Source organism: Vibrio sp. S17_S38, from assembly GCF_014694375.1.
In the GTDB taxonomy this organism is placed as follows: domain Bacteria; phylum Pseudomonadota; class Gammaproteobacteria; order Enterobacterales; family Vibrionaceae; genus Vibrio.
Genome location: NZ_JAAUWW010000010.1, coordinates 55687 through 73888, shown reverse-complemented (window position 1 = coordinate 73888; position 18202 = coordinate 55687). Strand labels below are relative to the sequence as shown.

At 39.1% G+C, this 18202-nt stretch carries 13 protein-coding genes; 11 read left to right on the top strand and 2 right to left on the bottom strand.

Annotated elements, in window-relative coordinates:
- Nucleotides 1-13 precede the first annotated feature (13 nt).
- Nucleotides 14-1795 carry a bifunctional metallophosphatase/5'-nucleotidase gene (locus HC725_RS09540; protein ID WP_190331591.1) on the bottom strand — a complete coding sequence of 594 codons (1782 nt, stop codon included), beginning with the start codon at nucleotides 1793-1795 and terminating at the stop codon, nucleotides 14-16.
- 192 nt (nucleotides 1796-1987) lie between these two features.
- On the opposite strand from HC725_RS09540, the gene HC725_RS09535 reads away from it, so the two are divergent.
- The 4 genes from HC725_RS09535 to HC725_RS09520 all read left to right on the top strand — a co-directional run bounded on the left by HC725_RS09535 (nucleotide 1988) and on the right by HC725_RS09520 (nucleotide 5816).
- Nucleotides 1988-3655: a DUF2813 domain-containing protein gene (locus HC725_RS09535; RefSeq protein WP_190331590.1), complete on the top strand. Its 1668-nt coding sequence runs from the start codon at nucleotides 1988-1990 to the stop codon at nucleotides 3653-3655.
- A gap of 150 nt (nucleotides 3656-3805) precedes the next feature.
- Complete coding sequence (yidA, locus tag HC725_RS09530) at nucleotides 3806-4618, top strand: sugar-phosphatase (protein WP_190331589.1); 813 nt, start codon at nucleotides 3806-3808, stop codon at nucleotides 4616-4618.
- Between the two features lie 58 nt (nucleotides 4619-4676).
- Nucleotides 4677-4994: a fructose PTS transporter subunit IIB gene (locus HC725_RS09525; protein ID WP_190331588.1), complete on the top strand. Its 318-nt coding sequence runs from the start codon at nucleotides 4677-4679 to the stop codon at nucleotides 4992-4994.
- A gap of 9 nt (nucleotides 4995-5003) precedes the next feature.
- Nucleotides 5004-5816 carry a PTS sugar transporter subunit IIA gene (locus HC725_RS09520; protein WP_190331587.1) on the top strand — a complete coding sequence of 271 codons (813 nt, stop codon included), beginning with the start codon at nucleotides 5004-5006 and terminating at the stop codon, nucleotides 5814-5816.
- A gap of 64 nt (nucleotides 5817-5880) precedes the next feature.
- On the opposite strand, the gene HC725_RS09515 is transcribed toward HC725_RS09520, so the two are convergent.
- On the bottom strand, nucleotides 5881-6732 hold the full coding sequence (locus HC725_RS09515; protein WP_190331586.1) for a helix-turn-helix transcriptional regulator: 852 nt from the start codon (nucleotides 6730-6732) through the stop codon (nucleotides 5881-5883).
- 238 nt (nucleotides 6733-6970) lie between these two features.
- Between HC725_RS09515 and HC725_RS09510 the strand changes: the two genes are divergently transcribed.
- The 7 genes from HC725_RS09510 to HC725_RS09480 all read left to right on the top strand — a co-directional run bounded on the left by HC725_RS09510 (nucleotide 6971) and on the right by HC725_RS09480 (nucleotide 18139).
- A complete protein-coding gene (locus HC725_RS09510; RefSeq protein ID WP_190331585.1) occupies nucleotides 6971-8869 on the top strand; it encodes a PTS fructose transporter subunit IIABC in 1899 nt (632 codons plus the stop codon).
- Nucleotides 8870-9060: 191 nt separating this feature from the next.
- Entirely contained in the window at nucleotides 9061-10248 is a 1188-nt protein-coding gene (manA, locus tag HC725_RS09505; protein ID WP_238928474.1) for a mannose-6-phosphate isomerase, class I, read from the top strand.
- 181 nt (nucleotides 10249-10429) lie between these two features.
- Entirely contained in the window at nucleotides 10430-11938 is a 1509-nt protein-coding gene (locus HC725_RS09500) for a hypothetical protein (RefSeq protein ID WP_190331584.1), read from the top strand.
- 219 nt (nucleotides 11939-12157) lie between these two features.
- Nucleotides 12158-13753 (top strand): ABC-F family ATPase, encoded by a 1596-nt coding sequence (locus tag HC725_RS09495; protein WP_190331653.1) that lies wholly within the window; start codon nucleotides 12158-12160, stop codon nucleotides 13751-13753.
- A 95-nt stretch (nucleotides 13754-13848) separates the two neighbouring features.
- Complete coding sequence (locus tag HC725_RS09490) at nucleotides 13849-15114, top strand: DEAD/DEAH box helicase (RefSeq protein WP_190331583.1); 1266 nt, start codon at nucleotides 13849-13851, stop codon at nucleotides 15112-15114.
- A 334-nt stretch (nucleotides 15115-15448) separates the two neighbouring features.
- A complete protein-coding gene (locus HC725_RS09485) occupies nucleotides 15449-16669 on the top strand; it encodes an ammonium transporter (protein WP_190331582.1) in 1221 nt (406 codons plus the stop codon).
- A 411-nt stretch (nucleotides 16670-17080) separates the two neighbouring features.
- Nucleotides 17081-18139, top strand: a complete 1059-nt coding sequence (locus tag HC725_RS09480; RefSeq protein ID WP_190331581.1) for an OmpA family protein — start codon at nucleotides 17081-17083, stop codon at nucleotides 18137-18139.
- Nucleotides 18140-18202 lie beyond the last annotated feature (63 nt).

Below are 18202 nucleotides of genomic sequence, written 5' to 3'. Positions count from 1 at the left end.
TCACAATACATCGTTATTTCACAGCTTTTGTGGTGGTTGATATTCCAACCATGTCAGCCGGATTAAGGGACATCTGTTGAAAACGATCAGGATGGTATTTTAAGAACTCAATAAAACAATCGGCCATCGATAATGACGTCACTTGTCCTTGTTGTCTCATATTCACAATCGCATCATAACCCTCTTTACCTTTCATGGTATACGCTGATGAAGTACCTTTAAAATAGCGCGTCGCCTCAACTTTTTGCCATGTTTTTTGCTGACCATTAATGTCAAAAGTATAGATTTCTAATTTCACAATTCGTAAACCAAGTGGCTTATCTGAGCAATATTCAAAACGTAGATTATGCGTATAAGGATAACTTCCCGATCCTGTTCCGACTACACCATTGCTTAATGCGTTATTGATTGCCCCTTCTAATAATTGAGAAATATAGCGACCTTGAATTTCATAACAGCCAATCGGAACCGCAAATGGCAATAACTTTCCAGCAATATCCGCAATAGTAATATCGCCCGGATCCAAAGATGTACGTACGCCACCAGCATTATGAATAGCGAACTCAATGTCATGCCCTTTCTGATTTAAAGCAAAGGCAAAAGATTCGGCAACTAATGGTGCTACCTCGCTACTACCATTTTCATCTGGGACTCTGACATGACGTAGTTTGTAATCGGTTCGACCAATGATCGTTTGCTGTAAAGCTTTCACCTTAGGCATGTATTTATCGACCAAAATACTATGTACATAAGGATTTTTTTTACATATCACAACATGAGGGTGTTGGCGTAAATATTGACATGCTTTTTCGTGTGCGTCGTCCGTATGCGTCTGGCTTAAAGTCGCATCTAAACATAAACGGCGACCTAAAAGCAGCTCATTCTTACCGTTAAATTCACTAACTCGTCCATAAGCATCAAACGTAATATCACAATGCCCTATTGTTTGAGCGTGGAACCCTGCTTGCACAACGTAAGTGTCATTAATTTTCTGACCATAATCATCATCTTTCGTTAACCCAAGCGTCGAAAAATCACCTTGTAAACGATGGGAATGACCACCAACGACAATGCCAATACCGTCAACTTTTGCTGCCAATTCTAAATCTGATTCATAGCCTAAGTGGCTCAATAAAATGATGTTATTAATGCCTTGGTGATGAATTGCGGCGACAGTTGCTTTCGCCACTTCGATTGAATTAATAAAAGGAGTATCCGCATCTGGCGTTGAAATATCAGCCATTTTGTCCAAAGCAAGACTAAAAATAGCAATACGCTCTCCATTAATTTCCTTTTCTATCCATGCCGCATGCTTCTTGGCTGCCACATAGCTATGAAGACGATCGGAATCACTCACTTTAAATGGCTTATTGGGATTTTCATTCGAGACATCCCAATTACCGGCCAAAAGTGGGAATTCAATGCGTTTTAGAAAATGGGCGACTGGCTCATTGCCCATATCTAATTCATGGTTACCTAACGCCATTGCATCCAATTTTAATGCATTAAGCATGTCTGCATTGGCTTTGCCTTTAAATAAGGAAAAATACAGCGTTCCTTGAAAACAATCACCAGCATGTAAAAATAAAAAACCTCTTTGTTGCAGCTGAGCTTGCTCTCTTAGCTGCTCCGCTCGTGTGGCAATTCTGGCAAAACCACCAGCGCTGACATACGGAGATACAACCTGTTGATCTACCGTGATCTGAAGCTGTAGTGAGGTAGGTTCAAAATAAGAATGGGTGTCGTTGATATGAGCCAGTGTTAAGCTCACAGATTGATGTTTTGTTTTGATCATAGTTCTTCTTATGGTCTTGATCGCTATTGTTCTTATAGAGATCGATAATCATTTATTTTCTTTAATTCTTTACCATCATAAAGCTTCAATCATGACAACTCTATGACTATTTCAAATTTGAGAACAAAACAAACGCTTAGTCCAAGACATTCCTATAATCTAAGTAAATCGATCACAATGTGAGAGTCTTAGATGCAATTAGAACGAATTGAGATTGTCGGGTTTAGAGGCATTCAGCGCCTATCGCTTGATTTTGATGAAATCACAACACTATTAGGCGAAAACACTTGGGGTAAATCATCGCTCTTAGATGCGCTTTGCATTGCACTGCCACATAATGGTCAGCCCTACTCTTTCCAAATCCAAGATTTTCACGTCAATTACGCTTTATCCCAACCCCAAACACAACAAATTCAAATTGTGACACAATGGCGAGCACAAAATAAAACGGAACACAGAAGCGCCAGATATCGTCGTTTAAAACCGATTTGGATAAACAGCCATAGTGATGGTCAAGATGACTCTAAACGCGTTATCTTTCAAATCAGTGCCATACGTAATGAACATAAAGTCAGCACGCATTACCAATTTCTCGACTGGACAGGGACGCCACTGGCAATTCACGATTGTGAGCAGTTAGCTTTAGAGCTTAGCCGACTGCATCCTGTTATTCGTTTACGAGATGCAAGACGTTTACATCAACACAGTGAAAACATTACTCCCGACTCGAATAACCAAAAAGAAAAGATTGAGCGCCGAGTGAATAATACTTATCGGCGTTTATCAGCAATGCCTGGGCATGTGAATAAAGCGGAGTTAAAAAGTACCTTAAATGCTATGCAACACTTAATAGAGCACTATTTTTCATTTCAATCACAACCTAAAAACAATACACGAGAAGCAAGATCTAACTTGTTTACAGGCAATACATCATCCACTGAAAACGACAAAGACAACCTGATTCAATTATTAAAAAGTAATAAAAATCATCAAAGTAAACTGCTGCTAATGGGGTTGCTTAACGCTTATCTTCAGGCGAAAGGAGCCGCAGAGATCAGTCAATCAGCGCGACCAATATTGATTTTAGAAGATCCAGAAGGCCGTTTACACCCCACTAATTTATTAAAATCGTGGGAATTACTACAAATGATCCCTATGCAAAAAATTGTTACGACCAATAGCGGTATTTTGCTCAGCGCCGTTCCTTTTTCTTCTATCCGACGTTTAATAAGACAGTCGGATCGAACCCTCGCCCTGTCTATCCCTGAGCATTTATTAAGCCAAGATGAGTTACGTCGCATTAGTTTTCACATTCGATTCCATCGACCGAATGCCTTGTTTGCTCGCTGCTGGCTATTAGTGGAAGGTGAAACAGAAGTTTGGTTATTCAATGAACTCGCTAAAATTTGTGGTTATCACTTTCCCAGTGAAGGCATTCAATTGGTAGAGTTTGCTCAATCTGGACTCAAATCATTAATTAAAGTCGCTAAAGCTTTAAATATTGATTGGCACGTGGTGACCGATGGTGATGCGGCAGGGAAAAAATACGCGACCGCCGTTCGAACTCAACTTGGGCAAGATATGGATAAGCATCGTTTAACTGAATTACCCGATAAAGACATTGAAAATTACCTCTATCATAATGGTTTTGAAAAGTTCTTTCGGGGTATGATTAATATCCCTGAAAACCAGCAAGTACCCACTAAAAAAGTCATTAATCGAGTACTTAAAAAATATGCTAAACCTGATGTTGCACTTGGTATCGTTGAATACTGTGAGGAACATGGTATCGATAAAATCCCATTGTTAATCCGACGTATTTTAAAAAGGGTCATGACAATGGCGAATGGAAACAACTGATTTTTACCTAGCGACCGGCAATCAACTCATTAAGTATTATTTCCATTTATGTTTCACTTTAACATTTGTGTACTGAAAGCCATGTCGTTAAGATGCCATTAGTTTTTATTGTTCACTCCTAGTTGATAGGAAAAATTAATGGGAAAAAGCATGTACAAATTGATCGCAATTGATATGGATGGAACCTTACTCAACACTGACCACCAAATTACCTCGCACAATAAACAAGCGATCACCCAAGCTCGTGCAATGGGCGTAAAAGTCGTATTGGCTTCTGGTCGCCCTTTGGCTGGTATGCTTTCAGCTTTAGATCAACTAGAAATGAACACGGATGATGATTACGTGATCAGCTACAACGGCTCAATGGTACAAACGGCAGCAAGTAAAACGGCGATTCGTCAAGAGATCCTAACCGGTTCTGATGCCAAATTAATTGCAGATTGGGCGGAAAAATTAAGTGTTAACGTGCACGCATTTTCATTAAAAGATGGTTTAATTACGCCTAAAAATAACAAATACACCACCCATGAATGCAATATCAATAATATTTCATTAACCGAAATACCTTTCTCTGAATTAAGCGATGACGAAGCTATCTTGAAAGTAATGATGGTTGAAGAAGAGCCATTATTAACCAAAGCAATTGAGCAACTGCCAGCCATGCTTAATGAAAAATATACTATCGTTCGCAGCTCACCTTTCTTTTTAGAATTTATGCACAAAACAAGTGATAAAGGTGCTGGTGTTGAATGCTTAGCTCAACATTTAGGCATTAAACGAGAAGAAGTCATCACAATGGGTGATGCTGGTAATGATCACCACATGCTAACTTATGCAGGCTTGGGTGTTGCAATGGGAAATGCGACCGAAGAAACCAAAGCAATTGCCGACTATATCACCGACACCAATAATAATAGTGGTGTCGCACAAGTGATTGAAAAGTTCGTTCTAAACATCAAATGATTAACTCTACATTAATCAAAAAACTCATTAAACAAACATTAATGGAAAAGGAAACCACGTGAAGATTGTGGCAGTAACCGCATGTCCAACGGGCATCGCCCATACTTATATGGCAGCTGAAGCATTAGTAAAATCCGCCGCGAATTTGAGCGTTAACATACAAGTAGAAACCCAAGGTGCAATGGGTATTGAAAACAAGCTTAGCTACCAAGATATTAGCAAAGCGGATATTGCGCTCATTGCCTCTGATATTATGATTGAACAAGCCGAACGATTCGAGCAATGCCTTGTGCTCAATTCAACCATTGAAGATGTACTAACCAATCCAGATAGTGTGATCAAACGATGCTTAACGCTATCTCTTAAATCAAGTTAGTTCATTATAATGTCAACGGTACGAGTTACCTTCTATTTAGGCCAAGCTGGATTACCGGCTTGGTTAATTAAAGGTGTCCATCACCAAGTTCGAGGATTTAAAGGCTATGCTGAATTAATTAAAGTACAAACTTTACAACGAGTTAATGTTCAAAAATATTTGAGCGCGTTAACCTTTGCATTTCAACCTTTTGATTTATGCCAGATCGTTCTCACTGGTGAACATGCGGCAAGCTACGCCGCCATACTTCGAATCTATCTTCACAAAGATTGTTTTTTACTGGATAAAAGGATCACGCCAACCAGCCAGGACACACAACATTTACATCTCAGTCATTTTGAATTTCACCATGTCACGATTCAAAAACAATTTGATGCTTTCATTCGCCTTTATCGATTAATGCACCCTTCTGAAAATGAATCAGCAGCAGAAAAAGCTTATATTCTCCAACAAGTTGCTAAAATTTCATCAATTGAAAATTATAAAGTCATAGCGGAACAGCTCAATCGGCGTGAACAATCATCGTCCACTGGAATGAAAGGCGGTATTGCTCTCCCACATATAATGACCGAGTATGTCAATCAACCTCAACTAATTTGCCTAACCTCTAATAACCCTATTGATTGGCAATCATCTCATGGTCCCGTCACCCACATTATTGCTTTATTACTACCCAAAGAAAGCAGCAAAAATACTATGTACGCAGTTCGTCATTTGGCGGTCAGTTTACTTTCATTAGAGGTGAACCAATTTGTTAGCGAGCATCATACCTCCAATGAATTACATGCCATTTTGACTTGTTTAATGATGCCAAAAGTTTGATGATACCCAAATAATACCAATCATATTGATCTTTAAGAACAATTATACCGCTCTGTACAACCAATCACCCACCGTGCATAGCTCTAAATTCACTTGGTGTTCGACCTAACTTATTTTTAAATACTCGATAAAAATAATTCACATCATTAAAGCCACAACGCAATGCCACTTCACTCAATCTAAAGGTATAACGGGTTAACATAAACTTCGCCCGCTCTAATCTCACCCACGTAATGTAATCGGCTAACCGCATATGGCCTTGTTGGCGAAATAAGCGTGACAGATGGTTTGGACTGACATTAAAACGACTGGCAATACTGTCGCGAGTAATATCACGATGAAAATTTTCTTGGATATAAATGCAAATGCCTTGGTATAAATCTTCACTACGACCTTGAGTTGAGCTTTCTGGCGACAACAACATGCCATGGCAATAACTCATCAAAGCCATCAATAAATGTCCACCGGTAGGATGTTGAGTCTTTTCTTTGGCTAGAGTATTTAACCCATTCAAAATATGGTCTAAAGCGTGGCCTGTACGCGTCTGCACACTGTGCTTTTGGACATCAAAAAATGTCGCTTCATTTTTGCGTTTTTCCACCAAACTAAAGCCTAATTGTCTCTTACCAAATAACAGGCTCAACACACTACAATCCGTGTCCCATTCAGGCTTATTCCAACTATTGGGCGGTATATATAAAATATCGCCCGGTAGTACTTTAACTTCAGTAATACCAAATTCAGGGTCTTCAATTTTATTAATATATTCCCCCTTGATAACAAACTCCATACGAGGAAAGTTCACCTGATAGCTAAAAGGTGGCGGCGTGGTGTGATCACTGGCAAACCAGACTCGATTAAAATACTCCCTTTCTGATAACACACCTTCTAAAACATTAATAAAAACTTGAGTCATTACGATTTTCCACTTTAATTTTAAATAGTTAAGTATCTTTAACTCTCTATTAACTATTGTGGTCTCTAGTAATTACTGAATATATCGACCAGATGACAACCTAAGTGATCGCGGTCACAAAGCACAACTTAGGTTACAATAATCCAGTAAATGGTTTCAATGTACACTATTTTAAAACAACAAAATATCCAACAATTAACCTATAACTTAAAATAACAATACATATATAGGTACGATAATGATTACACAGCTGATTAATGAAAACCTGATCCGCTTGAATCTAAAAGCCACTACTAAAGATGAAGTCTTTAATGAAATGGTTGATGTATTAGATGCTCAAGGCAAACTTAATAACCGTGACCAATTCTTACAAGATATTTATGCTCGTGAAGAGATTGGAAACACAGGGTTTGAAGAAGGCATAGCGATACCACATGCAAAAAGTGCCGCAGTAGCTCAACCTGCTGTAGCAATTGGTATCAGCCGAAATGGGATTGAGTATGGCGCAGAAGATGGAGAAGCTTCTACACTATTTTTCATGATCGCATCACCAGATGGCGGCGCTGATCATCACATTGAAGTATTAGCAGAGCTGTCTTCTAAATTAATCGAAGATGGTTTTATTCAAGCCTTCATGCAAGCTGAATCACCAAAAGCTGCACTTGATCTTTTACTGCAGAAGAAAGAAGTCGAGAACACCGTAGTGGCAGATAAAGGCTTTCTTATTGGCGTAACGGGTTGCCCTGCTGGTATTGCCCATACTTACTTAGCCGCCGAAGGCTTAGAAAAAGCGGCCGCCGAGATGGGTTACAAGATTAAAGTCGAAACCAATGGTTCAATTGGTGTGAAAAATGCACCTACCGCAGAAGAAATTGAACGTGCAGTTGCAGTTATTGTTAGCTGTGACAAACAAGTAGACATGACGCGATTTAACGGTAAGAAATTAGTCCAAACCAGTGTGAAAGCCCCTATCAGTAATGGTAAAGGCGTTATCCAACAAGCATTAGATGCATCGCCTTATCAAGCAGATGCAAGCCATTCAAAAGACGATAAATCCGCTGCAACCTCTGGTCGTTCAAATCTTTATCGTTACTTGATGAATGGTGTATCACATATGATCCCATTTGTAGTAACTGGTGGTTTGATGATTGCCCTATCGCTTGCACTTGGTGGGCAGCCAACGCCAAATGGCATGCAAATACCTGAAGGCAGCTTGTGGAACCAAGTTCTCAATGTGGGTGTCGTAGCCTTTACTCTAATGATCCCTATTCTGGCTGGCTACATTGCTTTTGCTATCGGTGATCGCGCCGCACTTGCACCTGGTTTTATTGGGGGTTGGATTGCGAACAATGGTTCTTTCTACGATGCGGATGCAGGTACTGGTTTTATTGGCGCTATTATCGCCGGTCTCTTAGTTGGCTATTTTGTACGCTTTATCGCAACACGTGATTACCACAAAATGGTTGCCCCACTTGTACCTATAATGATTGCGCCAATCTTAGGTACTGTCTTTATTGCTTCACTATTCATCTTTGTTATTGGCGCACCAATTGCAGATCTGATGCAGTGGTTAAACGCCGTTCTAACTGAAATGAGCACTGGTAACGTAGTTCTGCTTGGTATTGTCCTTGGCGGCATGGCGGGCTTTGATATGGGTGGTCCATTTAATAAAGTGGCATTCCTATTCTCTGTCGGTATGATTGCAAATGGTCAAACTCAATTTATGGGCGCGATGGCCGTTGCGATTCCAATTGCTCCACTTGGCATGGCTTTCGCCACCGTGATTGGTCGCAAACTAGATATATTTGAAGCAAGTGAAATCGAAACGGGCAAAGCAGCCGGCGCAATGGGTTTAGTGGGTATTTCTGAAGGCGCTATTCCATTTGCGGCGCAAGATCCATTATCGGTTATTCCTGCTAACGTTATTGGCTCAATGGTTGGTGCCGTTATGGCGTTCTCCTTTGGCATCACCAATAGTGTTGCTCACGGTGGCCCCGTAGTTGCTTTACTCGGCGCAATGAATAAACCCGTCATGGCATTAATCTGTATGGCGACAGGGGCAATCGTAACCGCTATTGTGTGTGTAACTTTAAAAAAAATGCGCAAAAATCGCGCTTTAAAAGCAGTAGCTGCATAACATATTGACGCTAGATAAAGCATCAATGTAAAAATGAGCAGATAATGATTCCCGTTATCTGCTCATTCTAGTTTTTTAGCTAGCGTATAATTTTAAATTCATCCAATTAAAATTGTTATTCTATTAAAACAATTATCTGATTAAAGCATTTATCAAATTAACAACACTCAACCGAAAAGTAAGGTTTTCTCATGAAACAACTTCCCCCTTTTTTCCTTATGCAAAATGTAATTCAAGACTATGCATGGGGAAGCACAACCTCCATCAATCAGCTTTTTGATATCCCGAATCCAAACCATAAACCACAAGCTGAAATTTGGATGGGCGCTCACCCAAATGGTTGCTCCCACATTGAATTAGACGGAAAATCAACCCGCTTGGATGACCTCATCAACCAGAATAAAAATACTATTTTAGGAGAAGAAACGACTCAAACATTTAATGAACTTCCTTACTTATTTAAAGTATTGGCGGCGGCGCAAGCGTTATCAATTCAAGTTCACCCAAGTAAACAAGCCTCTGAAATTGGTTTTGATAAAGAAAACAAAGCAGGAATTGACATTAAAGCGGCTAACCGTAATTACAAAGATCCAAACCACAAACCTGAGCTTGTTTATGCTTTAACCACTTATCAAGCAATGAATGGCTTTCGTGATTATTCCGCTATCATTAAACCTTTTGAAAAGATTGGCATTGAAGTATTACAACAAGACGTTGCTGCGCTTAAAGCAAACCAAACACCTGAAGGATTAAGCGCATTTTTTGAAGCTATTTTGTCACTTGAAGGCAGTCGTAAAACCTCTGCACTTAACGAGCTAATGGCGCATGTAGAAAAAAATACGCAATGTACCACTGCTGCATTAATTCTTGAATTGGCCGAGCAATATCCGGGTGATGTCGGTTTATTTGCGCCACTAATGCTGCATGTCATTACGCTCCGACCTGGAGAAGCGATGTTTCTTTATGCTTGCACACCACATGCATACTTAAAAGGCACAGGGCTAGAAATTATGGCAAATTCAGATAATGTTCTTCGCGCGGGCTTAACCCCCAAATATATTGATGTCCCAGAATTGGTCGCTAATACTTTATGTGAACCAAAACCAAGTGAAGATCTCTTACTCACACCAATTATTAAAGACAATGCTAAGCATTACCCTATTCCAGTTGACGATTTTAAATTCAGTGTTTATCACGGAGATAGCAACATCACCTGTGAGAGCGCTGAAATTATTTTCGCTATCGATCAAGATGTCACATTACGCCATCAATCTGGCAATATGCTTTGTATTACCAAAGGTCAATCAGCTTTCATTCCATTGAGTACCCACCAATACCAAGTCGAAAGTACCGGAACTTTTGCCCGAGCTTATAATTAATCGCAATTAAAACACAACATCTAAAGCGCTAGATTTGCTATTTAGCGCTTTGTCTGATCTTTAATCAGACTTGCCGTAATGATTTCACCATACTTACTAAACCATAATGACTAAGTAATGCTGACTAGCCAAAATTCATTCAAGTGGTAGAATATATACACAATTCAACTTAGGATTCATAATGATAAAACAACTTCTTACCACCACCTTTTTTTGTTTATCCCTTTCAGCTTGTTATGACTCTTCAAGTGACAGCTCACCCAATGAACCATTAGAAACACTTGCCTTCACATCAGTAGTAGAAGCCGTAAGTCTTGCCCGTGTTGAAACATCAAATGGACAAGGCAGCCATTTGATTGGTTTTGATGCTAACGGTGCTCCACTTGGTGATCTTTCTAATTATGACGTGGATAAATTCACACCAACTTCTGATGGTGGGTTTGTAGTTGAAGTTACGGAAAACCATAAATCAACTTACCAATATCAAAATCTAGGCGACAGTGTTGATCAACACGAGCCTATAACCCACACCTACCGCAAGCCTGTTTGGTACTATGTGCAAACATCAGGCTCTGAAAATGGGAGCATTAACACTGGGGATTATTTCTTAATCTCAGATAAAAAAGAATTACCTGAGTTTGTTGGGGAAAATAGTGATGGTTTACTTGTATTTTCAGATGGCGAGACGTTTAACCTTAAAAATTATACTCGTGGACAATTTTATAATAGCCTTGAGTTGAATACAGAATCTATTATTGATTCCATTACACAAATAACAAGCGAAAGTTCAAGTGAATCTATCACTGAAGTCCTAGCACAATTAATTGAAAATAAAACGATTGAAAAAGCGAAAAGTATCCATCAAATTAGTGGTGATACACTACTATCGACTAGTGAAAATTTAAATGATGTCCTTATTGAAACAAATAAAGGGGCAACAGCATCATTTAGTCAAGAAATTTGCGAAAGCGAAAAGCTCACCAATAAACAAAAAATAACTTGTAAAACAGTAATAATACCAGCAATCAACTCAGGTATAGTTTCTGGTCTGATCGGATTAGATAATAAAATAAAAAACCTCAATGGAGTTAGCCAAATTTTAACTGTCCATAATTCTGATTTAACTTTATTAAATACCGGGTTATTAAAAGATAATGCGGAACTGGATGAATCATTTTCTGGCGGCTGGATTGGTGAAACAACATTAAACTCTTTTAATAATAAAGATTTACCTACATTTATCTTAAGTAATTTCTTTGATAAAAAAGCCTGTAATGATGGAAACAAACAATGTTTATATTCAATTCAAGAAACAGGTTCAATCAATAAAACCTTAACTAGTGATTTCGTTATTAACTCAGACACAGGCTTCGAAACTGATAGCAAAGCTGGTCAAATCGAAGGCGGACAGCAAAATTACCTTTGGGTCAATGACGATTACATAGTGATCAAAGAAGCCCGTCAAATATCCATTATCGATAGAAAAGATAGTAATAAATTGCTAGCGCCAATTCTTGTTGGTACCGAAATTGATACGATCAATCTAACAAAAGATAGCAAGCTGTACATTACCGCTACTAATTCTCCAAATTTACCTGTCGCTTATATTTACGATATCGCCACCAAAAAAATGGGTAACGACATCTCAAATGGGGAAAAATTCCATGCTCTTAAGGCATTAATTAAGTAATTTTTCTATTCTATGAATCCAGCGCTTATCTTTACAAAGGTAAGCGTTTTTTTATTTACTATCTTACTGTGCTGAACCAATAAAAATTCAAAACATGACGGGTATCACATGCCGCTCATATCGTCTATAATACGCCACATAATCGATAAGACAATTTATGAACCATGAGTTGATAAATTGCAACCAATTGAAATAAAAACAAATTCGAGGAATTCCACTATCATTAGTTCAGCTAACATCACGATGCAATTTGGCGCTAAGCCATTATTTGAAAACATCTCAGTTAAATTTGGTGACGGTAACCGTTATGGCTTAATTGGTGCTAATGGTTGCGGTAAGTCAACATTCATGAAAATCCTAAGTGGTGAGCTTGAACCATCTGGTGGTAACGTCAGTGTTGATCCAAATGAACGTGTTGCAAAACTAAGCCAAAATCAATTTGCTTACGAAGAATTTTCAGTACTTGATACTGTCATTATGGGTCATAAAGAGCTTTGGGCTGTAAAACAAGAACGCGACCGTATTTATTCTTTAGCTGAAATGACTGAAGAAGATGGCATGAAAGTGGCCGACCTTGAAGTTGAATTTGCGGAAATGGATGGTTACACCGCTGAATCGCGCGCAGGTGATCTTCTGCTTTCTGTGGGCATTCCAACCGAGCAACATTGGGGTCCAATGAGCGAAATCGCACCGGGCTGGAAACTTCGTGTTCTTCTTTCTCAAGTGTTGTTTGCTGACCCACATATCATGCTACTTGATGAACCAACCAACAACTTGGATATGGATACTATTCGCTGGTTGGAAGATACGCTAAACCAACGTAACTGTACTATGATCATAATATCGCATGACCGTCACTTCTTGAACTCAGTATGTACACACATGGCCGATATCGACTACGGTGAACTACGTGTTTACCCTGGTAACTACGATGATTACATGTTTGCATCGACTCAAGCTCGTGAGCGTTTGTTAAATGATAATGCGAAGAAAAAAGCACAAATTGCAGAACTGCAAACTTTCGTATCTCGTTTCTCAGCCAATGCTTCTAAAGCAAAACAAGCGACATCTCGTGCAAAACAAATTGATAAAATTCAACTAGACGAAGTTAAAGCGTCTAGCCGTCAAAATCCATTTATTCGTTTTGAACAATCGAAAGAACTATTTCGTAATGCATTGATTGTGGAAGAGTTAACGCAAGGTTTTGAAAACGATTTATTCACTAACTTCAATGCTATTTTTGAAGTCGGTGAACGTGTTGCCATTATCGGTGAAAACGGCGTGGGTAAAACTACCCTACTGAATACGCTAGCGGGAAGATTAGATCCTAAATCAGGTGAGTTCAAGTGGTCAGAAAACTCAAACATTGGGTACTATGCACAAGACCATGAATATGAATTCTCACAGAATATGAAAGTATTCGATTGGATGGCTCAATGGCGTCAAGAAGGCGAAGATGAACAAGTCGTTCGTAGTTTCTTAGGCCGTATGCTCTTTGGTCAAGACGATATTAAAAAAGACGTTCAAGTACTATCTGGTGGTGAGCAAGGTCGTATGCTGCTAGGTAAATTAATGATGCACAGACCAAACATGTTGTTGATGGATGAACCAACCAACCACATGGATATGGAATCAATTGAATCGTTAAACTTAGCTCTTGAAAATTACAAAGGCACTTTGTTCTTCGTATCACACGATCGTCAGTTTGTATCCTCTTTGGCAACTCGTGTACTTGAGATCCGCGATGGTAAAATCAATGATTTCCGTGGTACTTATGAAGAGTACTTAAAAGTGCGTGAAGTGAATAAAGCGTAATTGATTTAATATAAAACAACATCAACAATTAACTGGCCCTAAAGTGTTTTCTTTAGGGCTTTTTTAGTCTTTACTTCCTTTAGGATAAACCTAGCATGACCTTTTCTGAGCTTAACCTTAACGCTGATCTTATCAAGGCCTTACCTGCTGACATTACAGCTCCAACCTTGGTTCAGCAACAAGCTATTCCTGCCATTTTACATGATGCAGATGTGCTTGCTTTAGCTCACACAGGCAGTGGTAAAACGTTAGCTTTTGGTTTGCCTATTTTACAAATGATAGAGTCTAAAATAAGTGATGTTCAAGCGGTGATCATCGCACCAACCCGAGAACTTGCTAGGCAGACCACTCAAACTTTACAACCCATCGCTACACGTTTTCATATCAAAACCGCAGCCTTATTTGGTGGTATTGATTTAGCCATCCAAGCTGAACAAATAACTCAACATCCGCAACTGATCATTGCGACACCCGGCCGCTTATTGGCCCTTTGCCAAGAAAAATCGATCAACCTATCTCAAGTTAAACATCTTGTTTTAGATGAAGCCGATCGCTTATTAGACATGGGCTTCTGGAAAGATATACAAAGCTTAATCACCTTCATTCCAATGCAGCGACAAACGCTATGTTTTTCGGCCACTTTACCCGATGATCTTGCCAATCAAGTTCGTAACGTTCTAACCTCTCCGGTTGAAATAAAAACGCACAATAGCAATAGTGTTGTGGATGGAATTAATGAACAGCTGTACTTAGTCAATAAGGGCAGTAAGACCCAAGCATTAATCTCGATACTAAAACAGCACTCAGATAAACAAGTCCTAATTTTTATCAATGCAAAAGATGGTGCCGATGCCCTAGCTAAGAAACTGGCTAAAGCAGGTATTAATGTTAAAACACTTCATGGTAATAAAGATCAAGCATCACGCGAATCTACATTAAATGAGTTTAAACAAAATAGTGTTCAGGTACTGGTCGCCACTGATTTATTAGCGCGTGGTATTCATATCGACTCCTTACCTGTTGTGATTAATTTTGATATACCAGAAAACCCTGCGGTGTATGTTCATCGTATCGGGCGCACGGCTCGATCTGGAAAAGCTGGTTTAGCATTGTCTTTAGTGTGTCATGCAGAAACTGAAATATTACAGGCAATTCGTGATTTAACCCAAAACACTATGGATCTAGAAATACTAGAACATTTTCCTGTCACCGATATACCGAGTACAGGTGAGAAAAAACGAGCGCCGAAAGATAAACAAGCTAATCGTCGTAGTGCGAAAAAGCAGAGTATTAAAGACTTTCAACCGAAAACAGAGCAAGCCCATTCTAGCCACTCAAAACAAAAACCAAGATTCAAATAAACCCACCTCATACGTATTGAACTGCTCACATTTGTGCAGTCCAATACGCACCACCTACTCACCCCCATAAACCATATCGCACCATTACAGTGCAATTGAAGATAATAAAAAATAATCCTTTAGACAGAAATCCCCAACATCCACCATAAGCCATTAACATATCTGGTTTTTAATTTTTATTTAATATTTACCAGTAATTGGCTTAATTTTTGCTTAAACTATTATTATAAATTTAACTTTGCTCTATTTAGGGGCTTAGAAGCTTGTAAGGCACATATTTCGTGCAACATACGATTTATAATACGCCAGCTAAAATCATAAAAAGGAGATATTCATGGATGAGTCAATGAATCAGGTCACTGGCGTAGTACAGGCCCTCACCCAAAGTTCGGATACATTATTCCTATTACTTGGTGCCATTATGGTGTTTTTAATGCACGCGGGTTTTGCTTTTTTAGAAGTCGGCACAGTGCGCCATAAAAACCAAGTGAATGCATTAGTGAAAATTTTAGCTGATTTTGGTGTATCAACTATTGCTTACTTCTTTTTTGGTTATTGGGTTGCTTATGGTCAGACATTCTTTGTTGATGCTCATACATTATCAGCCGGTAATGGTTATGCCTTAGTGAAGTTCTTTTTCTTATTAACTTTTGCAGCAGCGATCCCTGCTATTGTTTCTGGTGGCATTGCAGAGCGTGCACGTTTCTATCCCATTTTAATTGCGACTTTCTTCATTGTTGGCTTAGTTTACCCACTTTTCGAAGGCATCATTTGGAATGGTAACTTTGGTTTACAAAGCTGGTTTGATACTACCTTTAATGCACCATTTCACGATTTTGCTGGCTCTGTTGTAGTGCATGCCGTTGGTGGTTGGATTGCATTAGTTGCCGTTATTTTTCTTGGTATGCGTCATGGGCGTATAAAAGCAGGTCGACATACTAACTTCGCACCTTCAAACATTCCTTTTTTAGCACTAGGTGCATGGATTTTATCTGTGGGTTGGTTTGGTTTTAATGTTATGTCTGCCCAATCTATCAATGGAGTGAGTGGATTAGTTGCCATGAACTCATTAATGGCAATGGTAGGTGGAATAATAACCGCGATGATCGTTGGTAAAAATGATCCTGGTTTTATTCACAATGGCCCATTAGCTGGTTTAGTTGCTGTATGTGCAGGCTCCGATATCATGCATCCTCTTGGCGCATTAATTACAGGAATTGTGGCTGCTGCCATGTTTGTTTGGCTATTTACCTTTATGCAAAACCGAACCAAAATTGATGATGTATTAGGCGTTTGGCCATTACATGGTATCTGTGGTGCATGGGGAGGTATTGCTGCGGGGATCTTTGGTCAAGAAGCTCTTGGTGGTATGGGCGGAGTTAGCTTTATAGTCCAAATTCTAGGTACTTTAACGGGCATAGGAATTGCCGTGATTGGATCGTTTATTGTTTATGGAACTCTTCATAAAATAACAGGTTTACGCTTAACACAAGAGCAAGAGTACAACGGTGCGGATTTATCTATTCATAAAATCAGTTCAACCAATGAAGATTAACCGTATTTAAATAGAAAACTTAGCCCAATCCCATCCAAGTGGGTTAAGTTTATAATTGCTTATAAATGGAGCGACTTTATTTAAATAATTTATCCCCCATTACAAAGCATCTATACCCAAAATAATTAAAACTATAATTTCAAGCAAGGCAGGTTTCAGGGACGACAGTATTGCAATAACGAGACTGTCGACTATCTTTAATAATTAACTCTTTTTCTTTAAACGCAGAAACGCCATCAATTGCGGCCAAATAATCACCCATAACAATAAAAAGAAACAAAGAATTAACAATAGAATATTGAGGTACCAAGTTTTCATCAGTATAATTAATATCTTAACTCTATTTAATCCTTCACTCTAAATCACTTTATCCTTCATTAACTACGAAATATCAACTTTAATGGTGTCATTATGAATACTAAACGGACTTTACTCGCTGCATCAATTTCCTCTCTTTTTTCACTTTCTTTATTGATGTCTACCCAAGCTAACGCCGCTGCAGAAAATGCTGGTGAATTTTACTTAGGTGCAAAAACTGGTTGGGCAAATTATGACTTTGCTTGTACTGGATCAGGCTTAGATACTGATTGTGATAATGACGCTTGGGCCGGCAGTATTTTAGGTGGTTATCAATTTAATAATTGGTTAGCGCTAGAAGCTGGTTATAACTACTTTGGCCATTCCAATGCTGATTATTCAGGTGCTGGCAATAATAAAACTCGCGTTCAAAATGGTGAACTTTCGGTTAAAGGCGATTGGAACCTAACAGACAAATGGAGTTTATTCGGTAAAGTCGGTACCGCGTACAATGGCGTCGATAGTGACTTTTCTGGCGCTTATGATTCTGATGTTTCCGACAATAACTTTTCTGCAATGTTAGGTGCTGGTGTGGAATACCAAATCAACCACAACTTACGTTTCCGTACTGAATATCAGTGGTTTAATAATGTAGGTGAAAAAGATACTACTGGTTCAAGTGATTTGAATTACTTAAGTATTGGTTTGGTGTATTTCTTTGATAGTAACGCAGCGGCGGCCCCAGTAGCGGCGGCAGCAACTAATGACGAACCTATGGCTGAAGAACAACCGGTACAACAAGCACCAGTAGAAAAGCCAGTACAAGATGCCTTACCAGCGATTACTCTTTCAACAGGGGCATTTGCTCATGATTCAACTAAACTGACTCCTGATGCTAAAAAGTCATTAGATCCAGTTGCTGATGCACTTCTGGCTGATGAAAGTATCAGTGTGAAAGTTATTGGTTATACTGATTCTTCTGGTAGCGCCGCATACAACCAAAAACTGTCCGAGAAACGTGCACAAAGTGGTGCGGATTATATCGAGTCAAAAGGCGTCGCTAAAGATCGTGTTACCGTAGAAGGTAAAGGTGAAGACAGCCCAATAGCCGATAATTCAACTTCTGAAGGTCGTGAAAAAAATCGTCGCGTTGAAGTTTTTTACGAAAGATAATAAATAACCGTGATTTAAACACTCAACCGCATCTTCATAAGGTGCGGTTTTTTATTCTCGGTT

Bases quoted from the DNA above. Each gene is read 5' to 3' on its own strand.
- HC725_RS09540 (WP_190331591.1), bottom strand. From the start codon at position 1,795: ATGATCAAAACAAAACATCAATCTGTGAGCTTAACACTGGCTCATATC.
- yidA (WP_190331589.1), top strand. From the start codon at position 3,806: ATGTACAAATTGATCGCAATTGATATGGATGGAACCTTACTCAACACT.
- HC725_RS09485 (WP_190331582.1), top strand. From the start codon at position 15,449: ATGGATGAGTCAATGAATCAGGTCACTGGCGTAGTACAGGCCCTCACC.
- HC725_RS09480 (WP_190331581.1), top strand. From the start codon at position 17,081: ATGAATACTAAACGGACTTTACTCGCTGCATCAATTTCCTCTCTTTTT.
- manA (WP_238928474.1), top strand. From the start codon at position 9,061: ATGAAACAACTTCCCCCTTTTTTCCTTATGCAAAATGTAATTCAAGAC.
- HC725_RS09510 (WP_190331585.1), top strand. From the start codon at position 6,971: ATGATTACACAGCTGATTAATGAAAACCTGATCCGCTTGAATCTAAAA.
- HC725_RS09500 (WP_190331584.1), top strand. From the start codon at position 10,430: ATGATAAAACAACTTCTTACCACCACCTTTTTTTGTTTATCCCTTTCA.
- HC725_RS09490 (WP_190331583.1), top strand. From the start codon at position 13,849: ATGACCTTTTCTGAGCTTAACCTTAACGCTGATCTTATCAAGGCCTTA.
- HC725_RS09515 (WP_190331586.1), bottom strand. From the start codon at position 6,732: ATGACTCAAGTTTTTATTAATGTTTTAGAAGGTGTGTTATCAGAAAGG.
- HC725_RS09535 (WP_190331590.1), top strand. From the start codon at position 1,988: ATGCAATTAGAACGAATTGAGATTGTCGGGTTTAGAGGCATTCAGCGC.
- HC725_RS09520 (WP_190331587.1), top strand. From the start codon at position 5,004: ATGTCAACGGTACGAGTTACCTTCTATTTAGGCCAAGCTGGATTACCG.